This is a genomic window from Paenibacillus sp. ov031 (genome assembly GCF_900143165.1).
Lineage (GTDB): Bacteria > Bacillota > Bacilli > Paenibacillales > Paenibacillaceae > Paenibacillus > Paenibacillus marchantiae.
Map to the genome: position 1 here is coordinate 201659 of NZ_FRDO01000008.1, position 21840 is coordinate 223498.

At 46.5% G+C, this 21840-nt stretch carries 18 protein-coding genes; 4 read left to right on the forward strand and 14 right to left on the reverse strand.

The window, feature by feature from the left end:
• From BUA17_RS26305 to BUA17_RS26330, 6 genes are all read right to left on the reverse strand, one after another.
• Positions 1–2349 (reverse strand): glycoside hydrolase family 3 N-terminal domain-containing protein, encoded by a 2349-nt coding sequence (locus BUA17_RS26305; protein ID WP_170867950.1) that lies wholly within the window; start codon positions 2347–2349, stop codon positions 1–3.
• 34 nt (positions 2350–2383) lie between these two features.
• A complete protein-coding gene (locus BUA17_RS26310) occupies positions 2384–3238 on the reverse strand; it encodes a carbohydrate ABC transporter permease (protein WP_205525065.1) in 855 nt (284 codons plus the stop codon).
• Positions 3239–3322: 84 nt separating this feature from the next.
• Positions 3323–4252, reverse strand: coding sequence for an ABC transporter permease (locus BUA17_RS26315; protein ID WP_063566098.1), 930 nt, complete (start codon positions 4250–4252; stop codon positions 3323–3325).
• 75 nt (positions 4253–4327) lie between these two features.
• Complete coding sequence (locus BUA17_RS26320; RefSeq protein ID WP_072735477.1) at positions 4328–5800, reverse strand: ABC transporter substrate-binding protein; 1473 nt, start codon at positions 5798–5800, stop codon at positions 4328–4330.
• A gap of 282 nt (positions 5801–6082) precedes the next feature.
• The gene (locus BUA17_RS26325) at positions 6083–7597 is read right to left on the reverse strand and encodes a response regulator transcription factor (protein WP_072735478.1); all 1515 of its coding nucleotides are present in this window, start codon (positions 7595–7597) and stop codon (positions 6083–6085) included.
• A gap of 1 nt (position 7598) precedes the next feature.
• Positions 7599–9386, reverse strand: coding sequence for a sensor histidine kinase (locus BUA17_RS26330; protein WP_170867951.1), 1788 nt, complete (start codon positions 9384–9386; stop codon positions 7599–7601).
• 253 nt (positions 9387–9639) lie between these two features.
• Between BUA17_RS26330 and BUA17_RS26335 the strand changes: the two genes are divergently transcribed.
• Positions 9640–12396 (forward strand): endo-beta-N-acetylglucosaminidase, encoded by a 2757-nt coding sequence (locus BUA17_RS26335; RefSeq protein ID WP_139295737.1) that lies wholly within the window; start codon positions 9640–9642, stop codon positions 12394–12396.
• 88 nt (positions 12397–12484) lie between these two features.
• Here BUA17_RS26335 and BUA17_RS26340 read toward each other — a convergent pair whose 3' ends face one another.
• The 5 genes from BUA17_RS26340 to BUA17_RS26360 form a co-directional block, all read right to left on the reverse strand.
• Entirely contained in the window at positions 12485–13141 is a 657-nt protein-coding gene (locus BUA17_RS26340) for a hypothetical protein (RefSeq protein WP_072735479.1), read from the reverse strand.
• Positions 13142–13660: a DinB family protein gene (locus BUA17_RS26345; RefSeq protein ID WP_063566104.1), complete on the reverse strand. Its 519-nt coding sequence runs from the start codon at positions 13658–13660 to the stop codon at positions 13142–13144.
• A 95-nt stretch (positions 13661–13755) separates the two neighbouring features.
• Positions 13756–14727: a helix-turn-helix transcriptional regulator gene (locus tag BUA17_RS26350; protein WP_072735480.1), complete on the reverse strand. Its 972-nt coding sequence runs from the start codon at positions 14725–14727 to the stop codon at positions 13756–13758.
• A gap of 85 nt (positions 14728–14812) precedes the next feature.
• Positions 14813–16348 (reverse strand): replication initiation and membrane attachment family protein, encoded by a 1536-nt coding sequence (locus BUA17_RS26355; protein WP_072735481.1) that lies wholly within the window; start codon positions 16346–16348, stop codon positions 14813–14815.
• 355 nt (positions 16349–16703) lie between these two features.
• The gene (locus BUA17_RS26360) at positions 16704–16997 is read right to left on the reverse strand and encodes a YuiB family protein (protein ID WP_053783239.1); all 294 of its coding nucleotides are present in this window, start codon (positions 16995–16997) and stop codon (positions 16704–16706) included.
• A 230-nt stretch (positions 16998–17227) separates the two neighbouring features.
• Between BUA17_RS26360 and hemQ the strand changes: the two genes are divergently transcribed.
• Complete coding sequence (hemQ, locus tag BUA17_RS26365) at positions 17228–17974, forward strand: hydrogen peroxide-dependent heme synthase (protein ID WP_063566107.1); 747 nt, start codon at positions 17228–17230, stop codon at positions 17972–17974.
• Between the two features lie 133 nt (positions 17975–18107).
• On the opposite strand, the gene BUA17_RS26370 is transcribed toward hemQ, so the two are convergent.
• On the reverse strand, positions 18108–18362 hold the full coding sequence (locus BUA17_RS26370) for a hypothetical protein (RefSeq protein ID WP_072735482.1): 255 nt from the start codon (positions 18360–18362) through the stop codon (positions 18108–18110).
• A complete protein-coding gene (locus tag BUA17_RS26375; protein WP_024632649.1) occupies positions 18359–19552 on the reverse strand; it encodes an NAD(P)/FAD-dependent oxidoreductase in 1194 nt (397 codons plus the stop codon). The genes BUA17_RS26370 and BUA17_RS26375 overlap by 4 nt, the downstream gene beginning before the upstream one ends.
• Positions 19553–20059: 507 nt before the next feature.
• Between BUA17_RS26375 and BUA17_RS26380 the strand changes: the two genes are divergently transcribed.
• Together BUA17_RS26380 and BUA17_RS31025 are read left to right on the forward strand one after the other, a co-directional pair.
• Positions 20060–21061 carry an NAD(P)/FAD-dependent oxidoreductase gene (locus BUA17_RS26380; protein WP_024632650.1) on the forward strand — a complete coding sequence of 334 codons (1002 nt, stop codon included), beginning with the start codon at positions 20060–20062 and terminating at the stop codon, positions 21059–21061.
• Between the two features lie 84 nt (positions 21062–21145).
• Positions 21146–21397 carry a hypothetical protein gene (locus BUA17_RS31025; protein ID WP_072735483.1) on the forward strand — a complete coding sequence of 84 codons (252 nt, stop codon included), beginning with the start codon at positions 21146–21148 and terminating at the stop codon, positions 21395–21397.
• A gap of 21 nt (positions 21398–21418) precedes the next feature.
• Here the strand turns inward: BUA17_RS31025 and BUA17_RS26390 are convergent, their stop codons facing one another.
• Positions 21419–21562, reverse strand: a complete 144-nt coding sequence (locus BUA17_RS26390) for a sporulation histidine kinase inhibitor Sda (protein WP_024632651.1) — start codon at positions 21560–21562, stop codon at positions 21419–21421.
• Between the last annotated feature and the right edge of the window lie 278 nt (positions 21563–21840).

A 21840-nucleotide genomic window follows, 5' to 3' on the forward strand; every position in this document is an offset into this window, starting at 1 on the left:
TTACGCCTCCTCTACCGTCAGCTCGGCGAACTGCGTATCTTTCACATGTCTTCCGATATGAATATGGAATTGTCCTGGTTCAACGACAGGCGTGAGATCACGACCGATATATTGCAGCTGCTCCGCTCCAATATGGAAGGCTACCGTCTTCGTCTCTCCAGGTTCCAAATTCACTTTTTCAAACCCCTTCAGCTCTTTAGCTGGACGTGCCACACGGCTAACCACGTCGGATACATACATCTGAATGACTTCTGCACCTCTGCAAGACCCTGTATTGGTGACTTCCACTGATACGGTGACTGTCTCGTTGGCCGTCATCGATTCTGTACTTAGCTTCGGCTCACTGTAATCAAAAGTAGTATAGCTGAGCCCATATCCGAATGGATAACGAGGCTCCAGATCCTCTTCCAAATAACGCTTGCCGCGTGAACGTTTGCCATTATAGTAAATCGGTAATTGACCCACATGCTTCGGAATGGATACCGTCAGTTTACCGGACGGATTCACTTCGCCGAACAAAATGTCCGCAATGGCGTGCCCACCCTCTTGGCCTGGGTACCATGCTTCCAGAATGGCATCGGCATGTTCATCCACCCAAGGCTCGGTGATCGGGCGACCGTTGATATAAACAATGACAAGTGTTTTGCCAAGTTTGTGAATCTCTTGAATCAGCTCCAGCTGGACTCCTGCAAGCCCAAGCGTCATGCGGTCAATGCCTTCTCCACACTCCATGTCATTCCATGAGTTATCGGACACATTGGAAGCACCTGTCTTCAGATCGATGGTTCCTTCACCAAAATCACGGGCACTCGAGCCGCCAACGACCATGATGACTGTATCTGCCTGACGTGCAGTTTCTATTGCGTGCTCGAACCCTTCTCTCGAATCACCCTTGATGCGACATCCCGGTGCATAGAAAACCTGATTTTCACTATTCGAATGTCCAGTTGAGCCTTCCCCTGCGTGCCCACTCTCACTTACAGCAAGCTTACTGCGGATGCCATCCAGTACCGTAGCCACTTTGGACTTCGGTTGGGGGGAAGTATAATCGCCCAACTGGTTGTAGGCTTGGTCTGCATTAGGACCAATGACAGCAATTCGGCCCGCTGTTGCCGTCGACAGAGGTAACGTTGCAGCTTCATTTTTGAGCAATACCACACCTTCTGCAGCCAATTGGCGTGCCAGTTGAATATGCTCTTCACTGCCAATGACTTCTGCCGCTCGATCGGCATCCACATAAGGCTGCTCAAATAATCCCAGCTTGAATTTCAGTGCCAGCACACGGCGGACAGCTTGATCCAGTACATGCATTTCAAGTTTGCCTTCCGAGATCGCTTGCACCAGATATTGTCCAAACATCTCACCGGACATTTCCATATCAATACCAGCCTGAATGGCCTGTACGGATGCTTCCAATCCATCTGCCGCCACATCATGCCCACTTGCGAGCATGTTGATGGCTCCGCAGTCCGTAATCACCAGACCGTCAAAGCCCCAGTCTTTTCGCAGAACGTCATCCAGCAGTTCCGTATTAACCGTACACGGGATACCGTCGATTTCGTTATAAGCCGGCATAATGGATTGAGCGCCTGCTTCAACAGCTTTGCGGAACGGATACAGATCTACTTCCAGCAGCTCACGCCAGCCCATATGCACCGGTCCCGCATTGCGTCCACCTTCCGAGCTGCCATAACCGACAAAGTGTTTCAGTGTAGCCGCTACCGCATCCTCTTGGTCCAAACGCTCGCCCTGAAGTCCTTGCACGGAAGCAACAGCTAGCTCACCAATGAGATACGGGTCTTCACCAAAGCATTCCTCGGTACGCCCCCAGCGTGGATCACGTACAACATCCAGCACCGGAGAATACGTTACTGCACCGCCTTGAGCACGCGTCTCGCGAGCGACCGCCCGGCACATGTCACGGTACAGATCCACGTTCCAAGTACTTCCTAAGAGCAGGGGAACTGGATAGACCGTACCGTCAATCGCCATATGTCCGTGAGAGCATTCCTCTCCGATCAGAATGGGAATCCCCAGTCTGGAGTGCTCTACAGCATGGCGCTGAATAAGATTTACTGCTTCTGCCCCTTCTCTTGCAGACAGTCCATTTTCAAGCGTAACACCCGTCCATGGATCTGCACGAAGTGCACCGTACAGGGAGCCTACGCCCCCGTTTTCCACCTGCTGCTTAAAGGATTCATTCAGCGTAATGTTCCCTTGATTATTGGTATATGTCTGCCAACCAAAAGGCTGGATGAGTTGACCCGCCTTTTCCTCCGTCGTCATTAAGCCCAGCAGATGTTCTACTCGCTCTTCCACGGATTTACTTTTGTCCTTATATATCATCATCCTTCGATACCTCCACCCTATAGAAGTGATTCGGTTACTCTTTGACAGCTCCGACCGTCAGACCCTGTACAAAGTAACGCTGGAAGAACGGATAAGCGAAAATAATCGGCAATGTAGCGAGAACCACCATGGCCATCCGTGAAGTATCCTGCGGGATGGATTGCATCGCCGCCAGACTCATCGAGCTGTTCGCCGAGTTCTGCTGGATGAACTGGATGCTGGACTCGATCCGCATCAGCATTGATTGCAGCGGTACGAGGTTGGGATTATCGATATATAACAGTGCATTGAACCAATCGTTCCAGTAACCGAGCGTACTGAACAATCCGATTGTCGCCAGCCCTGGCAGTGATAATGGAATGACAATTTTCATAAACGTATAGAATTCTCCGGCTCCATCAATTTTCGCGGATTCAATGACTGCATCCGGCACACTGGTTGAATAGAACGTACGCAGGATCATGATATAGAAGGCATTCATTGCAAGCGGCAGAACCAGTGCCCATATGCTATCTTTTAAATGAAGAAGTTGGGATACGACCATATAGGTCGGAATCATCCCGCCGTTGAACAACATGGTCAGAATGGCAAATATGGAGAAAAATCTCCGATAACGGAAACTCTTGCGGGAAATTGCATAAGCATACAGCGACATTAGAATCAGACTGATGATGGTACCCAGCACCGTCACCAAAATGGTTACCCCATAAGCACGCAGCAGCGTGTCTCCACTCTGCCACACAAACTGATAGGCTGCGAGACTCCATTCCTTCGGAATCAGTCGATACCCGTCACGGGCCAGTGCTTTCTCGTCCGTGAACGAGATGATCACTACAAACACGAAAGGAAATACACAGATTAAAGCGAATAGTCCGGCCAAAATATTCATAATGACGTTCCAGCCATTGGATACATGATGGAAGTCGCGTTTTTTTACGATTTGAGCCACAGTGGTTCACTCCTTTCCCTTGTCCTAGAATAAGCTGCTATCTTTATCGATTTTGCGTACAACATAGTTGGAAATGATAACAAGCACGAAGCCTACAACGGATTGATACAATCCGGCAGCGGTACTCATGCCAATCTCACCACTTGTTTTCAAGCCACGATACACATAGGTATCAATAACATTGGTAACGGCATACAGCGTACCCGAATCCCTTGGAACCTGATAGAAGAGACCAAAGTCGGCATAGAAGATGCGACCCACAGCCAGCAACGTCATAATAATAATGATAGGTGAGAGCAAAGGAATCGTAATGTTGCGGATCTGCTGCCATTTATTGGCGCCATCGATCATCGCTGCCTCATACAGCGACCGATCAATCCCCAGAATGGAAGCGAGATAGACAATGCTGTTGTACCCGATCGTTTTCCACAAAGCTACAAACACCAGGATATACGGCCAATACTTCGCTTCCGAATACCACTGAATCGGTTCCACACCGAACCACCCAATAATCTGGTTCAACATCCCCCGGTCCATGCTCAGGAAGCTGAACGCGAAATAACCGACAATAACCCAGGATAGGAAATACGGCAGGAACATACCTGTTTGATACAATTTGGCTAATCGTTTATTGACCAGCTCCGAGAGCAGAATTGCCAAACCTACAGCGAATACCAGCCCCAGAATAATAATGGCAAGGTTATAAAAAAGCGTGTTTCGAGTAATGAGCCAAGCATCGTTAGTGCTGAACAGGAATTTAAAGTTATCCCAACCCACCCATTCGCTCTTCATCAGACTGGCCCAGAAGCCTTCGCGGCTGAAACGATATTGTTTGAACGCTGCTACTGTACCAACCAGTGGCAAGTAGGAAAAGAAGAAGAACCAGATGGCGCCTGGCAGCACCATGAACAGCATGACTCGGTTTCTAATCAGATTTTTCAAAAATGCGGTCATATGAAGATCCTCCTTCAGGCTTGAATGAAAAAGGATCGGGCGCAACAAGCAGCGGCCCGATCCCTGAATTTACCCTTACTTATTTGCCGCTCTCCAGGCATCAAGCTGGGTTTGGGCTTCAGCCATCACTTTTTCAAGTCCGGCTTGATTGAACTTCTCAATCACTTGCTCCAAATTGTTCTCTGGGTCCAGCGTACCTGTCATCAATGCGGCCCAGTATTGCTCTTTGACATTCTGCACAGCTGTCAGTTCCGAAGACACCTTACTTGAGTCAAAGTTAAAGCTCAGAATTGGGGAATTTACACCCTCTGCATTAAACTTCTTAAACTCATCCCATTTGTTATCCGGGTCATTGTTGTTCAGATACAACAACATGTTGTTACCGAGGGAGTAAGAAGGCATATCGTAGTTCTTGGATTCAGCGAGATTTTCCATGTGCGTGTCATCCACTTTTTTGTAGTGAACGCCTTCAATACCGGAATCAACCATATTGCGCAGAACTGGATCTGTATTCAACAGGTTCAGGAACTCCATTGCTTTCTCCGGATATTCGGAGTTAGCCGAGATGGCCATGATCGAACCTTGTACAGACGTGTTAGTGATGATCGCATCACTAGCTGGTGTGGAAACTACCGGATATCCGTAACTTGCCGACCATTGGTTGTCTGCAAGCGGTTGAGTTTGTGCACGATCCAGGAACCAGTTGCCTGATGTAGTCAGGTCATTGGTAGAGCCTGTTGTTGCTGCCTCTGCAGATACATAACCAGCTTTATAGTATTTGCTCATCGTTTTGAGTGCTGCTTTCATTTCCGGAGTATCCAGAATGTTCACGATCTTGTAATCCGTTGTATCCAGTTTGATCGCCATTGGCAAATTCTGAATGACATAGTCATAAGGAACATAAGGAACGAAGTTTTTATCCATTCCAAATGGAGTCACGCTTGGCTCATTTTCCTTGATTGTTTTGAGCAAAGGCTCCAGACTGTCCAACGTACGGATATTGGAGATGTCCATTTTGTATTTATCTAGCAGCGTTTTGTTGAAACGCCATACCTCTTGTTGAGGCAGCTCTTTGTTGGCCGGAATTCCGTAATTGTGTCCGTCTACTTTCGAACCACTCAGGAATGCAGGATCAATCGTTTTAATAAGGTCCTGACCATATTTAGGGAGCAAGTCATCCAGTTCCAGGAATGCACCCTTTCTGGCATTTTGAACATAATCGAATCCGCCGGAAGAGGTGAACAGGATGTCCATTGGCTCGCCGGATGCTACGTTAACTTGCATTTTTTGCGGATAGTCACCCCAGTCAACCATTTTCATCGTTACTGTGGCATTAATTTTTTCTTTCGTGTACTTGCTGACTTCTTCCATCACTTTATTAACATCTTTCTGAGGGGTACCAATGGTGTACCAGATCAGCTCGACAGGAGCCTCTCCTGTTTCCCCTGATTCTGAAGCATCCTTGCTTCCTCCACAGGCGCTAAGAACGAGTGTAACCGCCATCAATAATGCAAGTACGAGAGAAAAACTTTTTCTTTGTTTACTCATTTCCTTGATCCTCCCTTTTCGTGTTCCCTTTAGCTCTACAAACTAACTGCTTTAACCTTATCGAATGAAAGCATTTTCAAAAAGAAGATAAACTTAATATTTCGAGGTACAAATTAAAGAGAAATCTGTACTGATTCATTAATTTGTACCTATTTGAATAAATCGCTTACATCAAAAAGACATGCTGAGTAACATTTGGCATCAACTCCATTGCATGCCCTCCTGTCCCCAGAATGTCTCATTCATTTCAGTCCACTGGTCCAATCGGTGATCCACTGAACATTATCCAAAAACCTTAAAATCAGTTGGTGAAATTCCCACATACTTGCGGAACTGTTTATAGAAATATCCGGTCTCCCAGTACCCGACATTCCTTGCAATCTCATGTACTTTCAGATTCGAATTGCGCAGCTGTTCCTTGGCACGTTCAATCCGGTATTTATTGATATATTCGGCAAAAGTCTCCCCGGTCTCCTTGTGGAACAGTTGTCCCAAATATACCGGATGAAGATGATAGTGAGCACCCAGCAGCTTCAGGGAAAGCTCTTCTGCGTAATGTTTGTCAATATGTTGAAGCACCTGGTTGACGATCGGATTCTTTAAATCCTGAAGCAGAGACTGAATCGTCTCCGAACCAACCTGCTGCAACGCCTGCACGAGTTCGTCAAACGTTCCGCTGTCCAATACAAGGCGAAGTCCACGTTGGTAAATAGGCGATTCATCGGAATGTTTAATGCCCTCCAATTCCATCTTGAAGCGAATGACCACTTCCAGTGCGATGTTCTGCAACTCAGCCGGAGTAACCCCGTCGCGGTGCTGTTCAAAATCGACCCGAATCCGCTCCGCAAGCAGCTCTGCATTACGGGATAGAATGAGCTTCGCGTACTCCTTCCAATCGATCGAGAAGGAAGAAGCAGAGCTTCCACCCTTCTCCAATATGGCATGATCGATCACTTTGAGATCGGGATAGATCATCACATACTGGAGAGCCTTTTTCGCCTCCTGATAGCTTGTCGGCGCATGGTGAAGTCCACGTATCAGACTTCCTACCCCAATCAGAACAGCAGGATGTGTCTCACATAGCGCAGCGGATAATGCCTGAAGGCACTCCATAAACTTCTCTTTCTCGTCCTCGCCTGCATGCACATTGGCAACGATGACGATGTCCCCATCGATGTCATGAAATATATTCACATAGGACTTATCCTTCAGCATGTCCTCCACTCGCTCGAACATGCCGGATACTTCCCCTTTAGTTCGCAGGATAGCTACTGCAACATCGGGTGCATCCAGCGAAAGGTTCAAGAACTGAGCCCGTTCCTCGAATTCCGTGGCGGCAATCTGTCCCGTCAACCATCGGTGAAGGATGTTGTCTTTCAGAATCTGAACACCATAAGCATCATCCGTTTGAGGAGACAACGCATGGTCCAGCTTGGAAGCCGTATTGCGAAGCGTCGACTCCAGCTCTTCCACATTGATCGGTTTGAGCAGGTAATTTTCGATGCCTAGCTGCATGCCCTCTTTCAAATATTCAAACTCATTAAAACCACTTAAAATAATCACCTTGATCTCAGGCTGCAACTGCCTTGCTTCCCGAATCAGATCCAGACCATTCATGAATGGCATCGATATATCCGTGATCAGAATGTCCACAGGCTGCGCAGACAAGGCGTTTAATGCGGCCTGTCCATTGCCGGCATGACTTACAATTTCCATATCAAACGACGACCAATCCAAAATATCGTACAATCCTTCAATGATGAACGGTTCATCATCCACAATAAATACCTTGTACATATTAAAAACCTGTCCCTTCTGTATGAGGATAACGAACCCTGATCAGGGTTCCTTCTCCGAGTGTACTTTCTATCGTGATGCCGAATTCCGGTCCATACAGGAAACGCAAACGGGTGTGTACGCTGCGCAGTCCGAACATTTTACCCGACTCTTCCGGACGTTCCAGTTCTTCTAAAATTTCAGTCAGGCGCTCAGGATCAATGCCTTTACCGTTATCTCTAACCTCTACCTGCAAAGCGTCGCCCAGTTCCTCAACAACAATCGCTAATTGATTATCCGAACGTTCTGTCTGAATGCCGTGCACCACATAGTTCTCAATAATTGGCTGTAGGGACAGCTTAACCACCGGATGCTGATTATGCACAGGGTCCAACTGAATCGTGTACATGAAAATATCCTTATACCGGATTCGGAACAATTCCAGATACAGACGGCAAGCTTCCATCTCATCCTTGAGCGTATAATTTTTCTTCTGTTGAACAAGGCTCTTGAATAACACGGATAAACTGTAGATCATCTCCCCGACATCCTTCGCCCCCTGCGAAATTGCCCTCATTCGGATGACCTCCAACGTGTTATAGAGAAAGTGAGGATTAATCCGTGCCTGGAGAGCGACCAGTTCTGTCTCCTTTTGTTTGATCTCGGCTTTGTAGACGCGTTCAATATATTGATTAAGTTCATCCAGCATATCGTTGAAACTGTGTGAGATCTGTCCAAGCTCATCATCACGGGCATCATCGATGCGTGCTGTCAGGTTGCCGTATTTCACCCTTTGGGTGAAACGAATGATTCTGCGGGTGCGTTTGGCAAAATTAATAATGAAAAACGCCGGAACCAACACTGCAAACAGGATACATATGATGCTAATCGAAACGATTGTGTTGCGTGTACCCGCATAGGCCTCAGCCATCTCATCCACAGGAACCGTGCCAACGACCACATAGCCCTGATCCGCCGAGACAAACTTGTTCACATACATATTTCGCTCCTTTTTCATCGAGTCCATATCCGTCTGATCAAACAGGGAATCGGCCACATTGATATAGGGGTACTTCTTGCCGTAATAGTTACTGTTGGAATCGAACAATACTGTACCTTTGGCTGACAGCACCACAATTTCTCCCTTGAGATTACTTTCGTAACTATCCAAAGCGTTGCCAATACCTGCTGAGTCAAAGAAAACAAGGAACTGACCCAAATTTCGAAGGGTCTGTGTATCGTTGATAGGCACCCGAATCGCATACAGCGCCGGGTCCCATTGATCAATTTCTTTACGAATCCAATAGTTTGGTGCGCTGATATTCGGTGTCTCCATCGCCATCACGTCAGGAATATAGGAATGAGCCACATTGGTGTTCAGCTTTCTGAACTGCTTATGTTGATTGAAGGAGGACAGATCCTGCCGCTCGGCACTATATAACATCACTTGATTGATATCCGAATTGCGATCCATGATATTTTGAAAATGTTTCAGTACATCAGCTGAATAATCATCCTGATTCGCATAATAGCCATTCGTCAGATGCTGTACATACTCGGCGTACGTGTGGTTCATCAGATAGGTGATATTGGCTGATAAGGCCTCATTCTGATGCATGTCCCTCACCATGTTTTGCACCGATTCATACTGCTGATGAATGTATCGGTCAACACTCTCCATGGCCGCTTTCTGGATCGCCAGTTCTCGGCGAATTGTGGCATCGGACACCGACAGGAAAATGATATAGGATAAGGTAATAATCGTTACAATTGAGATCATGGAGAAGATGAACAGCATCTTCATAAACATATTATTTTTAAAGAAATTTTTGTAAACGCTAACAATTTTCAAGTCACATGTTCCCCCCGATGCTGTTTTCCTGTCTAAAGTATATCATTTGCCTTCTAACATTAACTTGTCACCTCGAACTTTTCTTTAGTTTATACCTTCCTTTCTTTAATTTCTCCCTATTTGAAAATGCTTTCATACCCTATCGTTAACCATAAGTTTATTTTTGTGTAAAAGAATACCTTACATTCATTCGACTTGAAGGAGGAACAACATGATACGCAAACACAAACCCAAAGGCCTTATCCCCAAAGTAACCGCAATGGTTCTCACTTCGGCTCTGCTTGGACAAGTCATTGCCTCATCCGTTTATGCCGGGGACACGCTTCCTTACACAGGTGACAGCGCCAAGGGAGTAAATCAGCCTTATCAGCATGGCTACACCGCTGCCCAGATTCTGAATTGGACACCCGAAAGTGATATCCATGGTGATCTGCTTCGTGCTCATGTACCTTTGCAACCACGTAACGATGCCTTTGCGGCCACGCAGGCTTATCCCGAACTCAGCCCGGACACCCAGCTGTTTACGATGAGTGGCGATTATGGCAACTCATTCTTCGATAGCACCCCTTACACGAATGAATTCAGCGAGTACCTCTTTAATTATTGGCAGTACACAGACTATTATAGCTATTGGCATGGTATGGCTTCTGCTGGCGTGCCTGAGGAATTGTATGACCCCAATAAGGAATGGACGGAAAAGTACTTTGAGTTTGGCATTTTGAACATTCCGAATCCGGCCTACACCAATGCTGCACACAAAAACGGTGTCCGTTCCATCGCCAACATCTTCTTCTCAGACAATGATCGTGGACCACAAACCTACAAGCAGATGCTTGTGCAGGATGAAAAAGGGAACTTCCCTGTTGCTGCAAAGCTGGTCGAGATGGCAAAGTATTATAATTACGACGGATACTTCTTCAATCAGGAAGAGGTTGCCAAAGGCGTTGCGCCTGAAGACATCGCTTCCTACAAGAAATTCATGAAATATTTAAAAAACGAAGGACTATATGTTCAGTGGTATGACTCCACCATCAATACAACGGGCAAAATTCAATACCAGAACCAGTTTAACGGACTCAACAGTCCTTTTGTGCAAGATTCTGCTTTAGGCAGAGTCTCGGATTCGATTTTCCTGAATTACGTGTGGAACCATGACATGCTGCGTGATTCACGCGATCATGCCATTGGTTTGGGACTTGACCCACTGGAAACGGTATTTGCCGGTGTCGAAGGTGGGAATGACCAGTTTGGCCGTTGGAAGCAGCTCTACGATCTGCGTAACAATCTGGACGAGAACGGTCAACCGATGAACAGTATTGCAACACTTGGTGCTGACTTTACCCATAATGCCCTGGATGAAGAAATGGGCGATGGCAGCACGAATCATAGAGCCGATGATGAGTACCAATGGATGACCTTTGTGCGTGACCGCGCTTGGTGGTCAGGTCCAAATCAGGACCCAACTAACGCACGCCGTACGGCATCCGTCGATCTGTCCGATGTGTATGCTTCGGGTGCAAAGTGGGACGGCATCGCCGCTTATCTCACCGAACGCTCCGTTATTCACGGCTCCAATTTTGTGACCAATTTCAATACAGGCCACGGTCTGAAATATTATGAAGGCGGAACCGTCTCCAATGCAACCGAATGGTCCAATATTAATATTCAGGATATCCCAGTCACCTGGCAGTGGTGGATGGATAGTCAAGGTGACAAACTCACTGTTGATTTTGACTATGGTCCAACCTATGAAAAAGGTGCTCGTTATACGTATGATTCCGTTGGTGCGTTCACTGGCGGCAGTTCTCTTGTCGTAAATGGAAGTCTGAATACGGACAATTTCCTACGCCTGTACAAGACGGATCTGTCGATCAACGCCCAATCCAAATTGAATCTCACCTATAATAAACCGTCTGTCAACGACGCTTCCTCCATGTATGTCGGACTGATATTTGAGGATGAACCAACCAAAGTGGCCAAAGTCAAAGTGCCCGATTCAGGTCAGCACACGGCAGGCTGGAAGACTACTTCACTCGATCTAAGTGCACACCAAGGGAAGACCGTCGCAGCTTTTGGTCTATCCTTCGACCCTAACGGTACTACGATTGAAAAATATCAGATGAACATTGGTGAGATTCGTATATCCGACGGTTCTGCCGCCAAACCGAATGCTCCAACCGGATTCCATATTGCCAAAGCACTGACCAACACCGATGAGTTGGTTGTCGAATGGGATATCGAGGACTATTCAAAGGTTAAGCAATATAATCTGTATGAGAACGGCGCTTATGTCGGCGGCGTGTATGACTCCACATTTTATATTAAATCGCTCAAACATCCCGCTGGCGAACTGTCCATTCGTGCTGTAGGCGCAGATGGTACCGAAAGTGAAGCAACTGTCCTGTCCTATGGTCTGAATGCAGCTGTTCAGGACATTGATGTGAAATTCAAGAACAATGGCGATGCTATTGTCAGTTGGAAAAACCCGAAGAAGAACCCAGGTAAAGATCCGATCCAGCTTACACTCCAAACGGAGTATACGAAGGAACCCTTCACCAAGACACTTCAGGTCAAAAAAGGAAAACAGTCTGCCATTCTGACAGGTCTTCCGACCAATGGCGAACATTACGTCCTGGATATTGCCATTGGCAAACAGAATCCAGTCACAACGACTGGACAACTGGCAGATACTCAGATTACACCATATGCCAAGGAAAAGGTTACGGTAAAGGATGGAAAGTACACCCTCGCATTGCCTGATTTGGAGGATTGGTACAAAATCTATATCTATGAAAATGAGGTACCACGCGAATTCGGAGTAACTTACGTTTCGCAAAAATTCCCTTATATCATTCGGGGCAGAACGAAGCTGAGCGAGCTGACATTCACTCCCGCATCCAGCACCAGCTCCCTGAAGCTCGTTATCAAAGATTATGCTGGCAATAAAGCAACGACGATTCTGCGATAAAAGATTCACAAGAAATCAATCCAGCCCTTTCGCTTCCCTACAGGAAGTCGAAAGGGCCTAATTTATGTTTGGCACTTTTAATTAAACCCTACAATACTCCGTTCATCCCACCAAATATCCGACCTAAAACATTAAAATAGATCATAATAAATGACAATATAACTGCTATCGATAGAATGGATAAAAATTGTTTTTTATTTATCGGTATGATCAGCAACAACACAACAATCATGATTAAATATATTATCATAAGGACTGGAATTAAATAGTAATGAGTGTGAATGGGTAAGTAAGCGTGACGTAATTGAAACCCTTCTGACAGTAATAATGTAATGGGGAGAGCTGCAACAACATTAGATAACAGCCCATTCCCACGTGCATACCACATAATATAAGCACAGATCGGAGATACCACCGCACATATCCCCCAAAAAAACATAACCTTATCTGGAGAAAAATGTAGAAATAACACGGTGTAAACATAATACACGGTCAGCATTGACCCAAAAAAGATGAATATTTTTACTGCCGCCAATTTTGGAGAATAGCTAAAAACCGCTATAAGCGCTGCAACAAATATCCATACGCCCAGACGTCCACCAATATCATCAAATACAGGATTAAATCCCGGAGCATCAACAATTTTGGCTGCCACCCCCATGATAACTCCGATCAGCATGGCATACCCTATCGATACAACTTTTTGTTTTGTGGTTGATTCGCTCTTCACTCTAATCTGATTCATTTACCCTTGAACTTTCTGCTGTTCCAACAAATAAAATATATAATCGGTTGGCACACCGCTATAACCCTGCTGTCTCAACATCGCCGTCACATTGCCCCGATGATACGTCCCGTGGTTGACAACATGCTGCAGGATGTCGGAAAAACGTGTTTCCATTTTACCGTATTTTGGATGCTCGATCGTCATCTTCTTGTCCGGTTCAGGCGTATTCCGCAGTAAATCGCGGAAACGTTCAGCAACGTTGCCAAACAGCTCCCGCATCTCATTCACAGTTTTACCCTGCGCTTCCTCTGTCCAGCCCGAGATTTTCGGGAAGATCTCCTCGTTCGGAACTTCCGCGAGCACGAGCATATAGAGCTGTTCGAACAAATACATGTGTGCACATGTTTGTGATACAGATGGGAACACGCTCGTCACTTCCGCATGGAATACCTCCTCCGGGAGTTGCTCCAGGTGTGCAAACAATCGATCGTTTGCCCAAACATGATAGTCATACTGTTGGTATGGTTGTTGAAGCATCGATAAATTCACCTTTCCCTTCTTCGCATGGTTTGGCTGCCGCTGCTGTGTCTTTATCATATAACAAGTTCGCTGACAAATGTTGTCAGCAAACTTCAATTCGGATCGTTTTCATAATGTTTGGCGATACCGTATGCCTTTTCCTGAATCCGACGCTTCAACTCCAGTGGTTCGCGGATGCGAATGGCCGTGCCGAACGTCAGGAGATATGTTGGAAGGTACTTGTTCATCGTCGGAGCATCGATCAGAAACCGTGCCTCCCGATCGGTTCGTTCCGTCAAATAGTGGCGCAGATGCCAGTGGTTGCAAACATCATTAAGCGTGTCAGGCTGTCCCTCGATACGGATAACGGTTAACGGCCCATCTGCCTCCCGTCTCTGGTTGGACTGCTCACAGAAAAACGCGGACGCAGAGAAAGACTCCGGCTTGTCAAACCTCGCTTCGGTTGACTCCAGCTGTTCAATTCGTTCGACGCGAAACGTCCGCATCGCCTGCGACCGATGGCAGAACGCGACAATGTACCATTCATTTCGGTCATACGCTAGCCCATATGGATCGACTTCACGTTCGTCAGCCTGCTCCGCATTCGCTTTGCGATAGACCATACGGACCGTTCGCCCGTCTTTCGTCGCTTGTTCCAAGTCCCGCAACAACGGAACTACAGAAGGTGCACGCGCTGAAGAAACGACGTCCAAGCTGCTCTGCTGGCGAGACAGATCGTGGCGCTGCTCCTCGTGCAGTCCGTTCTCCACCTTCTTCAACGCATACTCCAGCTCCTGCACATACGGATAACCAGCACCTTGGGCAAATTTAAACGCATCCACAAGTGCCTTCAACTCTACAGAGTTGAAGAACAATGGCGTTTCCTTAAAACTCTCCAGAATACGAATACCGCCATCATGGCCCGATTCCGCAACGACCGGCACGCCACTTGCGCATAATGCGTCGATATATCGGTACACGGTGCGGACGCTAATCTCCAAATTGTCTGCGATCTGAGCGGCGGTGAGCTTTCTTCCGGATCGCAGCATCCAAAGCATGGACAGCATGTTATCCCATTTCGCCATCGGGAGTCCCCTCTTTTCTTGAAAGAATAAAAGGCGAGTCTCCTTTAATTTAGGTGACTCGCCTTTTGGATGTATATTATGAAAATTATGAAGTTCCCTTTTGTTTGCTTGCCTGCATCTGCTGGGCAAACCTCATCATCTCTTCGAACTCTTCTTCGGATACGGCATCGCCGTCGGCGCCTATGTCTTGTACAATCGGAATTTCGGGTTTGGCTTTGGTTCCTTTGCCGTATGTACGGGAACGGGTTCCAGCTGCACCAGCAGCCTGTTTGCCTTTGACCTTGGCTTGGTCACGAATGTATTGTACCGCCTTCTCATAGGAATTCACCTGCTTGAGCAGCATGTTGGAGGCAATAGCCTCAACAAAGTTACGGTTAATTCTTTGCTCACCGCCGGATACAAGCAATGCCATCAAATAATGAATCAGCACATTGATCACTTCACCAGGCAACTTGTAACTGAGGTCGATCTTCTCAAAAATGTCCACCAGATTGTCCGGTACGGCACCAGGGAAGAACGTCTGAAGCAATCGTGTGTAAGGCTCATTACGCAGCATCATATTGTATTGATGAATATCACACTTGGTCGAAAATTGCGGAGGCACTTCGACGTAGTATTCCATCTGTACCACATGTTCGACAGGCGGTTCACCGGAATCCTCTTTATGCTCAGGCACCTCCATATGCTGTCTGAGAGCAACAACCTTCGCTGCCTGCACCGTCTGCTGCTCATGTCGCTTCTTGGTCTGTCTGAACTGCAGGCTTGCCTTGTGTTGAAGATCATCCAGCACCAGCTGCCCCTGTGGGTTAAAGATATCATCTTCATCCAACAAACGACATACATCCTGTACGCTGAGATTGAACTTGTTCACCACATAATTCACAATGCCGAGCTGTTCGTGATCGAACCGCAATTGCTCCACATGACGGCGATTGACCGACTCACGCGGAAAACGCAATATAATGTCGGCATAATTCAGGCTGTTCTCTTCGGCCGCACCACTTATCCCGCTGCGCTGAGCCGAAGTCGAAACTTCCGACAACGCTTGTTCCAGTTCATAATCAATGACATGGGTATTCAATTCAAATATATCGTAAAAAGGAACGGAAATATTCTCTTTATTCGCTGCTGGGTAAGGCGCGTCACCGCTCTCTATCGCCGAAAAACCGGAACGTAGTGAGAGTACGGCGAACTTGCCGATTTTGTCACGAAGCAACAGTGTCAAATGCTGTGTACGGAAAAATTCTGCCGGAGAGAGCGGAGGTTGCAGCTCATATTCATAAATGTAGTCGTCATTTTCCGGAATATACAGCCGTGAAGTCTGAAGCAAACCAACGGCTTCAAGCTTGGATGCCTGCTCCACCAAATACTTGCGCCCTTTCTCGCTGGGCTCGAGTCCCAACGTCATGAACAGCCTCCGTTGCTGTTCAAGCGGCGAGTAACCGACCTGTTCACCGGGAAGATGCTGAAATAGCAGTCGATACAAGCCTATCGCAAAGGCACCTACCATTGGCTGATACGCTCCGGTGAGCATGCGGTCATCCAGGGCACTAAGTCCAAACTCCCTGTATACGCAGTAGCGATGATGTTCAGTATAATGGTGCAAATTCTTCATGCGCATAGCTTGATCTCCTTCTCCCCAAAAGTATGTTTATCTATTCTATCATAAATGTCCGATCCTCAAATGCTCAAAAACAGGTAAAAAACGGACCTGTTCTCGCTCCGTTTCGTCCTAGGTCGACAACATTCACGTTTTCGCAGAGTTGCTAGATTACTATAAAAGCTACAGCCTTAGAACACAAGTAAACATATGGAGAAATGTTATCCAGATATATATGAGACATGTCCGAATTATCATGCACATTTTTTTGATGCATGCCAAAAAGCCTTCCCTTTGCACTCGTAAGCGTTTACGACAAAGGCAAGACCTTTACGGAAAATGCAGTCCAGCGTTTGCTGCCAAATTGGCTAGCCGATTAAAACATTTTGTACCCACCCAGACGAAGTTTGCGAATGGCCCAGCCACTGATGACCGCTCCAGCAAGTCCAGCTACGCCCGTCATATAGTCTACAATATGGAAAGAACCCAAATGCGACATCAACGATGCCGTATGATCCCATAAGGAATACACGACGACAGGCAGAATGACAATAATGAACAGATAGGAAGGAAACCAGGTTGTCTTCATCAGCATATTCAGAATGAAACCGATACCAAACATCATAACGAAAAATAACACCATTAATACCAGCACAGGTATAAACTGCATCGGGTGACGTTCACCTCTTCTTTCACTGACTCGGTTTCTCTTACTACGGATAGTAGATAGTGTACCGCAAAAAATGTGGCGAAGCAACGAACTTTCAGGACAAATTTCCCTATATTCACCTTCTCTTCATTTGCCCTTCTGCTTCCTGTTGGGATACAATGAAGACGATAAAGTACTCAACCGTCCCTTACCGGGATTTGGAAATATAACCTGCAGGAGGAATCAATTCAATGAACGAAGCCGCATCAACACTGGAGGGCTGGTACGCCCTGCACGACTTCCGCTCGATTAACTGGGCCGCCTGGAAAGCAGCCGATGATGAGGAACGCGCCGTAGCACTGGACGAGCTTCAGGCATTCTGGAAGGAATGGAAAGCAGTAGAAGATTCATCCAAAGGAAGCACTGTCGTTTATACCGTTGTGGGACAGAAGGCTGACCTTGTCATGATGCACTTGCGTGAAACGCTGGAAGATCTGAAAGCCGTTGAGAACGCGTTCAACAAAACAATGTTTGCCCAGTACACCACCAAATCATATTCTTATGTCAGTGTAGTGGAATTGAGCAATTATCTTGGCAAAGAGGGCGAAGACCCTATGCAGAACCCGGAAATTATCGCCCGTCTCAAACCGGTCCTGCCACAGCGGCAATACATCTGCTTCTACCCGATGAACAAAAAACGCGAGCTGAACGACAACTGGTACATGCTGTCGATGGACGAGCGTCGTACGATGATGCGCAGCCACGGCATGATTGGTCGCAGTTACGCTGGCAAAGTGAAACAAATCATTACCGGTTCCGTTGGTTTCGACGACTGGGAATGGGGCGTTACGTTGTTTGCGGATGATGCACTTCAGTTCAAGAAGCTCGTTTACGAGATGCGTTTTGATGAAGTCAGTGCCCGTTATGGCGAATTCGGCTCTTTCTATGTAGGAAGCCTGCTGAACGAAGGAACATTGGAAGAGATGCTCAAGCTGTAAATCGGATAAATTACAAAAAGCACCGCGACACCTCCGTTAAGGATAGGATCAGCGGTGCTTTTTCTTTTTCGAATGAATATGAAATGTTCAATAATAAATGGATGACTCATGATCTTTGGGATAACGTGAATGCTTAATCCTGATCCTCTTCATCAATCGCTTTCAGAGATTCCAAAAACTCAGCCGTTGCCCGGTCACGGTCACGTCCCTTCTCCTTAAGCCGCTCAATGGCAGGCAAAATGAGAATATCAACTTCCTTCTGAACGATATAAGCTAGATCATATTGATCCTGTTCCTCCAGATAACCGCCAACCTGCATCAGGGCGTTGTAACGATCCAGTTCTTCGCGTGTGAGTAGTCCTCTGACCTGAACACTGCAATGTCTCATCCAAAAAACCGCCCTTTCTTCAGTACCAAAGGAATGCCACCGATGATAAACAAGTACCGGAGATCCACCAGTTTTTTCAGCTGAGCAGCCTTCCATCCCTTGTATTTCTTACCGCCTACAACGGCGATAGCTTCACCTTTGCCTAGTGACGCAACCGTACCTTTACTTGTAAACACAAAAGGTTGAGGCTGCTTTTTGCGGATGGCAGCGACAACGTTTTTGGCACAGTTAACACCTTGCTGCATCGCAATCTGAGCTGTTGGTGGATATGGGCGCCCTTCGTTGTTGAACACGAGGGAATTGTCACCGATGACATAGACGTGCTCATGCCCTGGGGCACGAAGGAATTCATCGACCTTCACCCGTCCGCGCATCACTTCAAGACCTGCCTGCTCAAGCAGAGCATTCCCACGAATACCGCCGGTCCATACGACCGTTGCTGCATCGAGTTTTTCTCCTTCACCCACAATGACTCCGTCTGGTAGACATTGTTTGATCGGAACACCGATTTTAAAAGTAACACCTTTTTTCTTCAACACGTTCATTGCATGCTCAACCAGTTCTGGATCAAAGCCCGGAAGAGCTGAAGGCGCTGCTTCCACATTATAGATGTGAACATTTTTGGGATTCACGTCGAACTCCTTGCAAAGCTGAGGAATTCGATCCGCAAGTTCAGCCACGAATTCGACACCACTGAAGCCAGCCCCACCCACAACAAAACGAATGCGGTTACGTTTATTATCGTTTTTGTACATAGCAAACTGATATTCGATATGTTCGCGAATCATTCTGACCGAGTTAATGCTGCGAATCGTCATGGCATGATCGAGCATGCCTGGAATACCAAAGGTCTCCGGTTCCCCACCCAATCCAATAATCAGATAATCATAGGATAACGTGCCATCCTCCAGAATAATCTTCCGATCCTGCAGGCGGATCTCTTTCACCGAAGATTTGACCAGATCAATCTTGAACTCGTCAATCAGCTTCGAAATCGGGACCCTTGCATGTTCAATGGTATCTGTGCCGGCTGCCGGCATATGTAGATGTGTAGTGATATAATGATAATCATGCCGGTTCACCAATGTGACATCGGCCTCGTTATAGTTCAATTCCTTCTGCAGCCGCTGCGCTGTCAGAATCCCGCCATAGCCCGCGCCGAGGATGACGATTTTGGGAATACTGCTCATGTCTATACCCCTTCCGGTTTCGTTGCATCAGCCATTCGATTGTTTTGTTGTAAAAAGGCTCTTACTTACCCATATTGATGAGGTCTTATCCATTATGACGACAAATGTTAACTTCGCGAATTTATTTGAACTTTTTGCATGCAAGTTATCGATTAAAATTGTGAAATTATACACAAGATTCAACAAAACGCGGGTATTGTCTTCACATTACAAATTGGGGCTAAATTAGACAAAAAAACACATAGTACAGGTCAAGGATATCTGTATTTCTGGCAAAGATCAAGGTTTTTTTTGTTATTTTTCATAACCTTTCATTTCCAATTTCATCCTATTCTCACCTGATCTTCATCTATTGTTCCCAGATTCATCAAACTGCCAACTTTGCAACCCAGTTTACACCGTTTATAATGAGAAAGACAGTTCAGCAACAAACGCTGGTTACCATACGTACCCGGCTTTATTATTTCTGTTAACTACCTATTAAAATAAGAAAGGTGTTGTTGATTCTTGACTGCACAAACTGCCGGTCATGACATGACCGATTTACTTATTATTGGTGGCGGCCCTGCGGGTCTGTTCGCCGCGTTTTACGGAGGGATGCGTCAGGCATCTGTTACTCTGGTTGAAAGTATGCCACAACTTGGTGGACAACTTGCCGCCCTCTATCCCGAAAAATTCATCTATGATGTAGCCGGGTTCCCGAAAGTTACCGCTCAGGAGCTGGTGAATAACTTGGTGGAGCAAATGAGCCATTTTAACCCGAACATTCGTCTTGAGGAAAAGGTTGTATCCGTAGAGAAATTAGAAGAACGTCACTTCGTCGTAAAAACCGATGTGAATGAGTATCACGCCAAAGCGGTAATTATCACTGCAGGTGTGGGTGCATTCGAACCCCGTCGTCTGGAGCTTGAGGGTGCGGCCAAATTCGAAAAAACCAATCTGCACTACTTCATCAGTGACCTGAATGCCTTTGCAGGCAAAAAAGTACTGATCAGCGGTGGCGGTGACTCCGCTGTAGACTGGGCGCTTATGCTTGAGCCAATCGCTGAGCAAGTAACCCTGATTCATCGCCGCGACAAATTCCGCGCGCATGAGCACAGTGTCGAAAACCTGATGAATTCCAAGGTGAACATCGTTACACCTACCGAAATTACGGAGCTTCATGGTGAGGACAGCATTACCAAAGTTACTTTGGCTCACGTTAAAACCAAGGAAACACAGGAAATTGAAGTCGATGATGTAATCGTCAATTTCGGCTTTGTCTCTTCCCTGGGACCTATTGCAGAATGGGGCATCGAAATTGATAGCAATTCCATCGTGGTCGATTCCCGCATGGAAACTTCGATTCCGGGTATCTATGCTGCCGGAGATATTACAACTTATCCAGGCAAGCTGAAGCTGATTGCTGTCGGATTCGGTGAAGCACCAACCGCAGTGAACAATGCCAAGGTTTACTTCGACCCAGACGCTAAGTTGTCCCCGGGACACAGCAGTAACATGAAGCGCTAATTCCTTATGGAATCATATAGAACATAAAAGACACAAAAAAGGGTATCTTACTCCTGAATGAATTGAACATCAGGAGGGATACCCTTGTCTTATATATGCCCGCTGTGTAACGGTCTGGTTGTACCGGAGCAGGCTTGTCCCCACTGCCTTCAGGGACTGTCAGAATGCGGCAAATTGGACGATTACACCGGACCATACAGCCCCTACGTCATTCACACTTCCTCTGACACGGCAGACGAAGCCGAAAACGTTTGCAATCATATGATGTACTGTCACCATTGTCAGACAAGCACGCTATGGCCTGTCAATCTATGGGACATGTCCGGAAACCTGTAGCATTGCCTGCAATGAGGATCTCTAGTGAAGAATGGCAGATACGTCGGTACCCAGTTTGCGCTTATGGATTTCTGCCAACAGCAGTGCGATGAAATCTCGTTCGAGATCCAACTCAATCGCCTTATGGTAGGAATCCAACAACATCTCATCGGATAACATAGCCATTTCCCGCCACAACCTTTCCTTTTTTTTCCTCAAAACTATCATATCAGAGATTTATAAAGAGAACAAGCGTTCTTGTTATCCACAACGTTATGTGGAAATCCTGTGTATAGTTTGTTGATAAATGGTAAAAATGTTGATTGATCAACGTGGATAGTGTGGACAGTATTTATACACAGGATCGTAGCTTACCGAACAGAACGATTATCAGAGCATTTTTTTTAGAATAAATTCATAGTTTCAAGAGTTGATGCGAGTAAATTACCCTTAATTGTTAAATT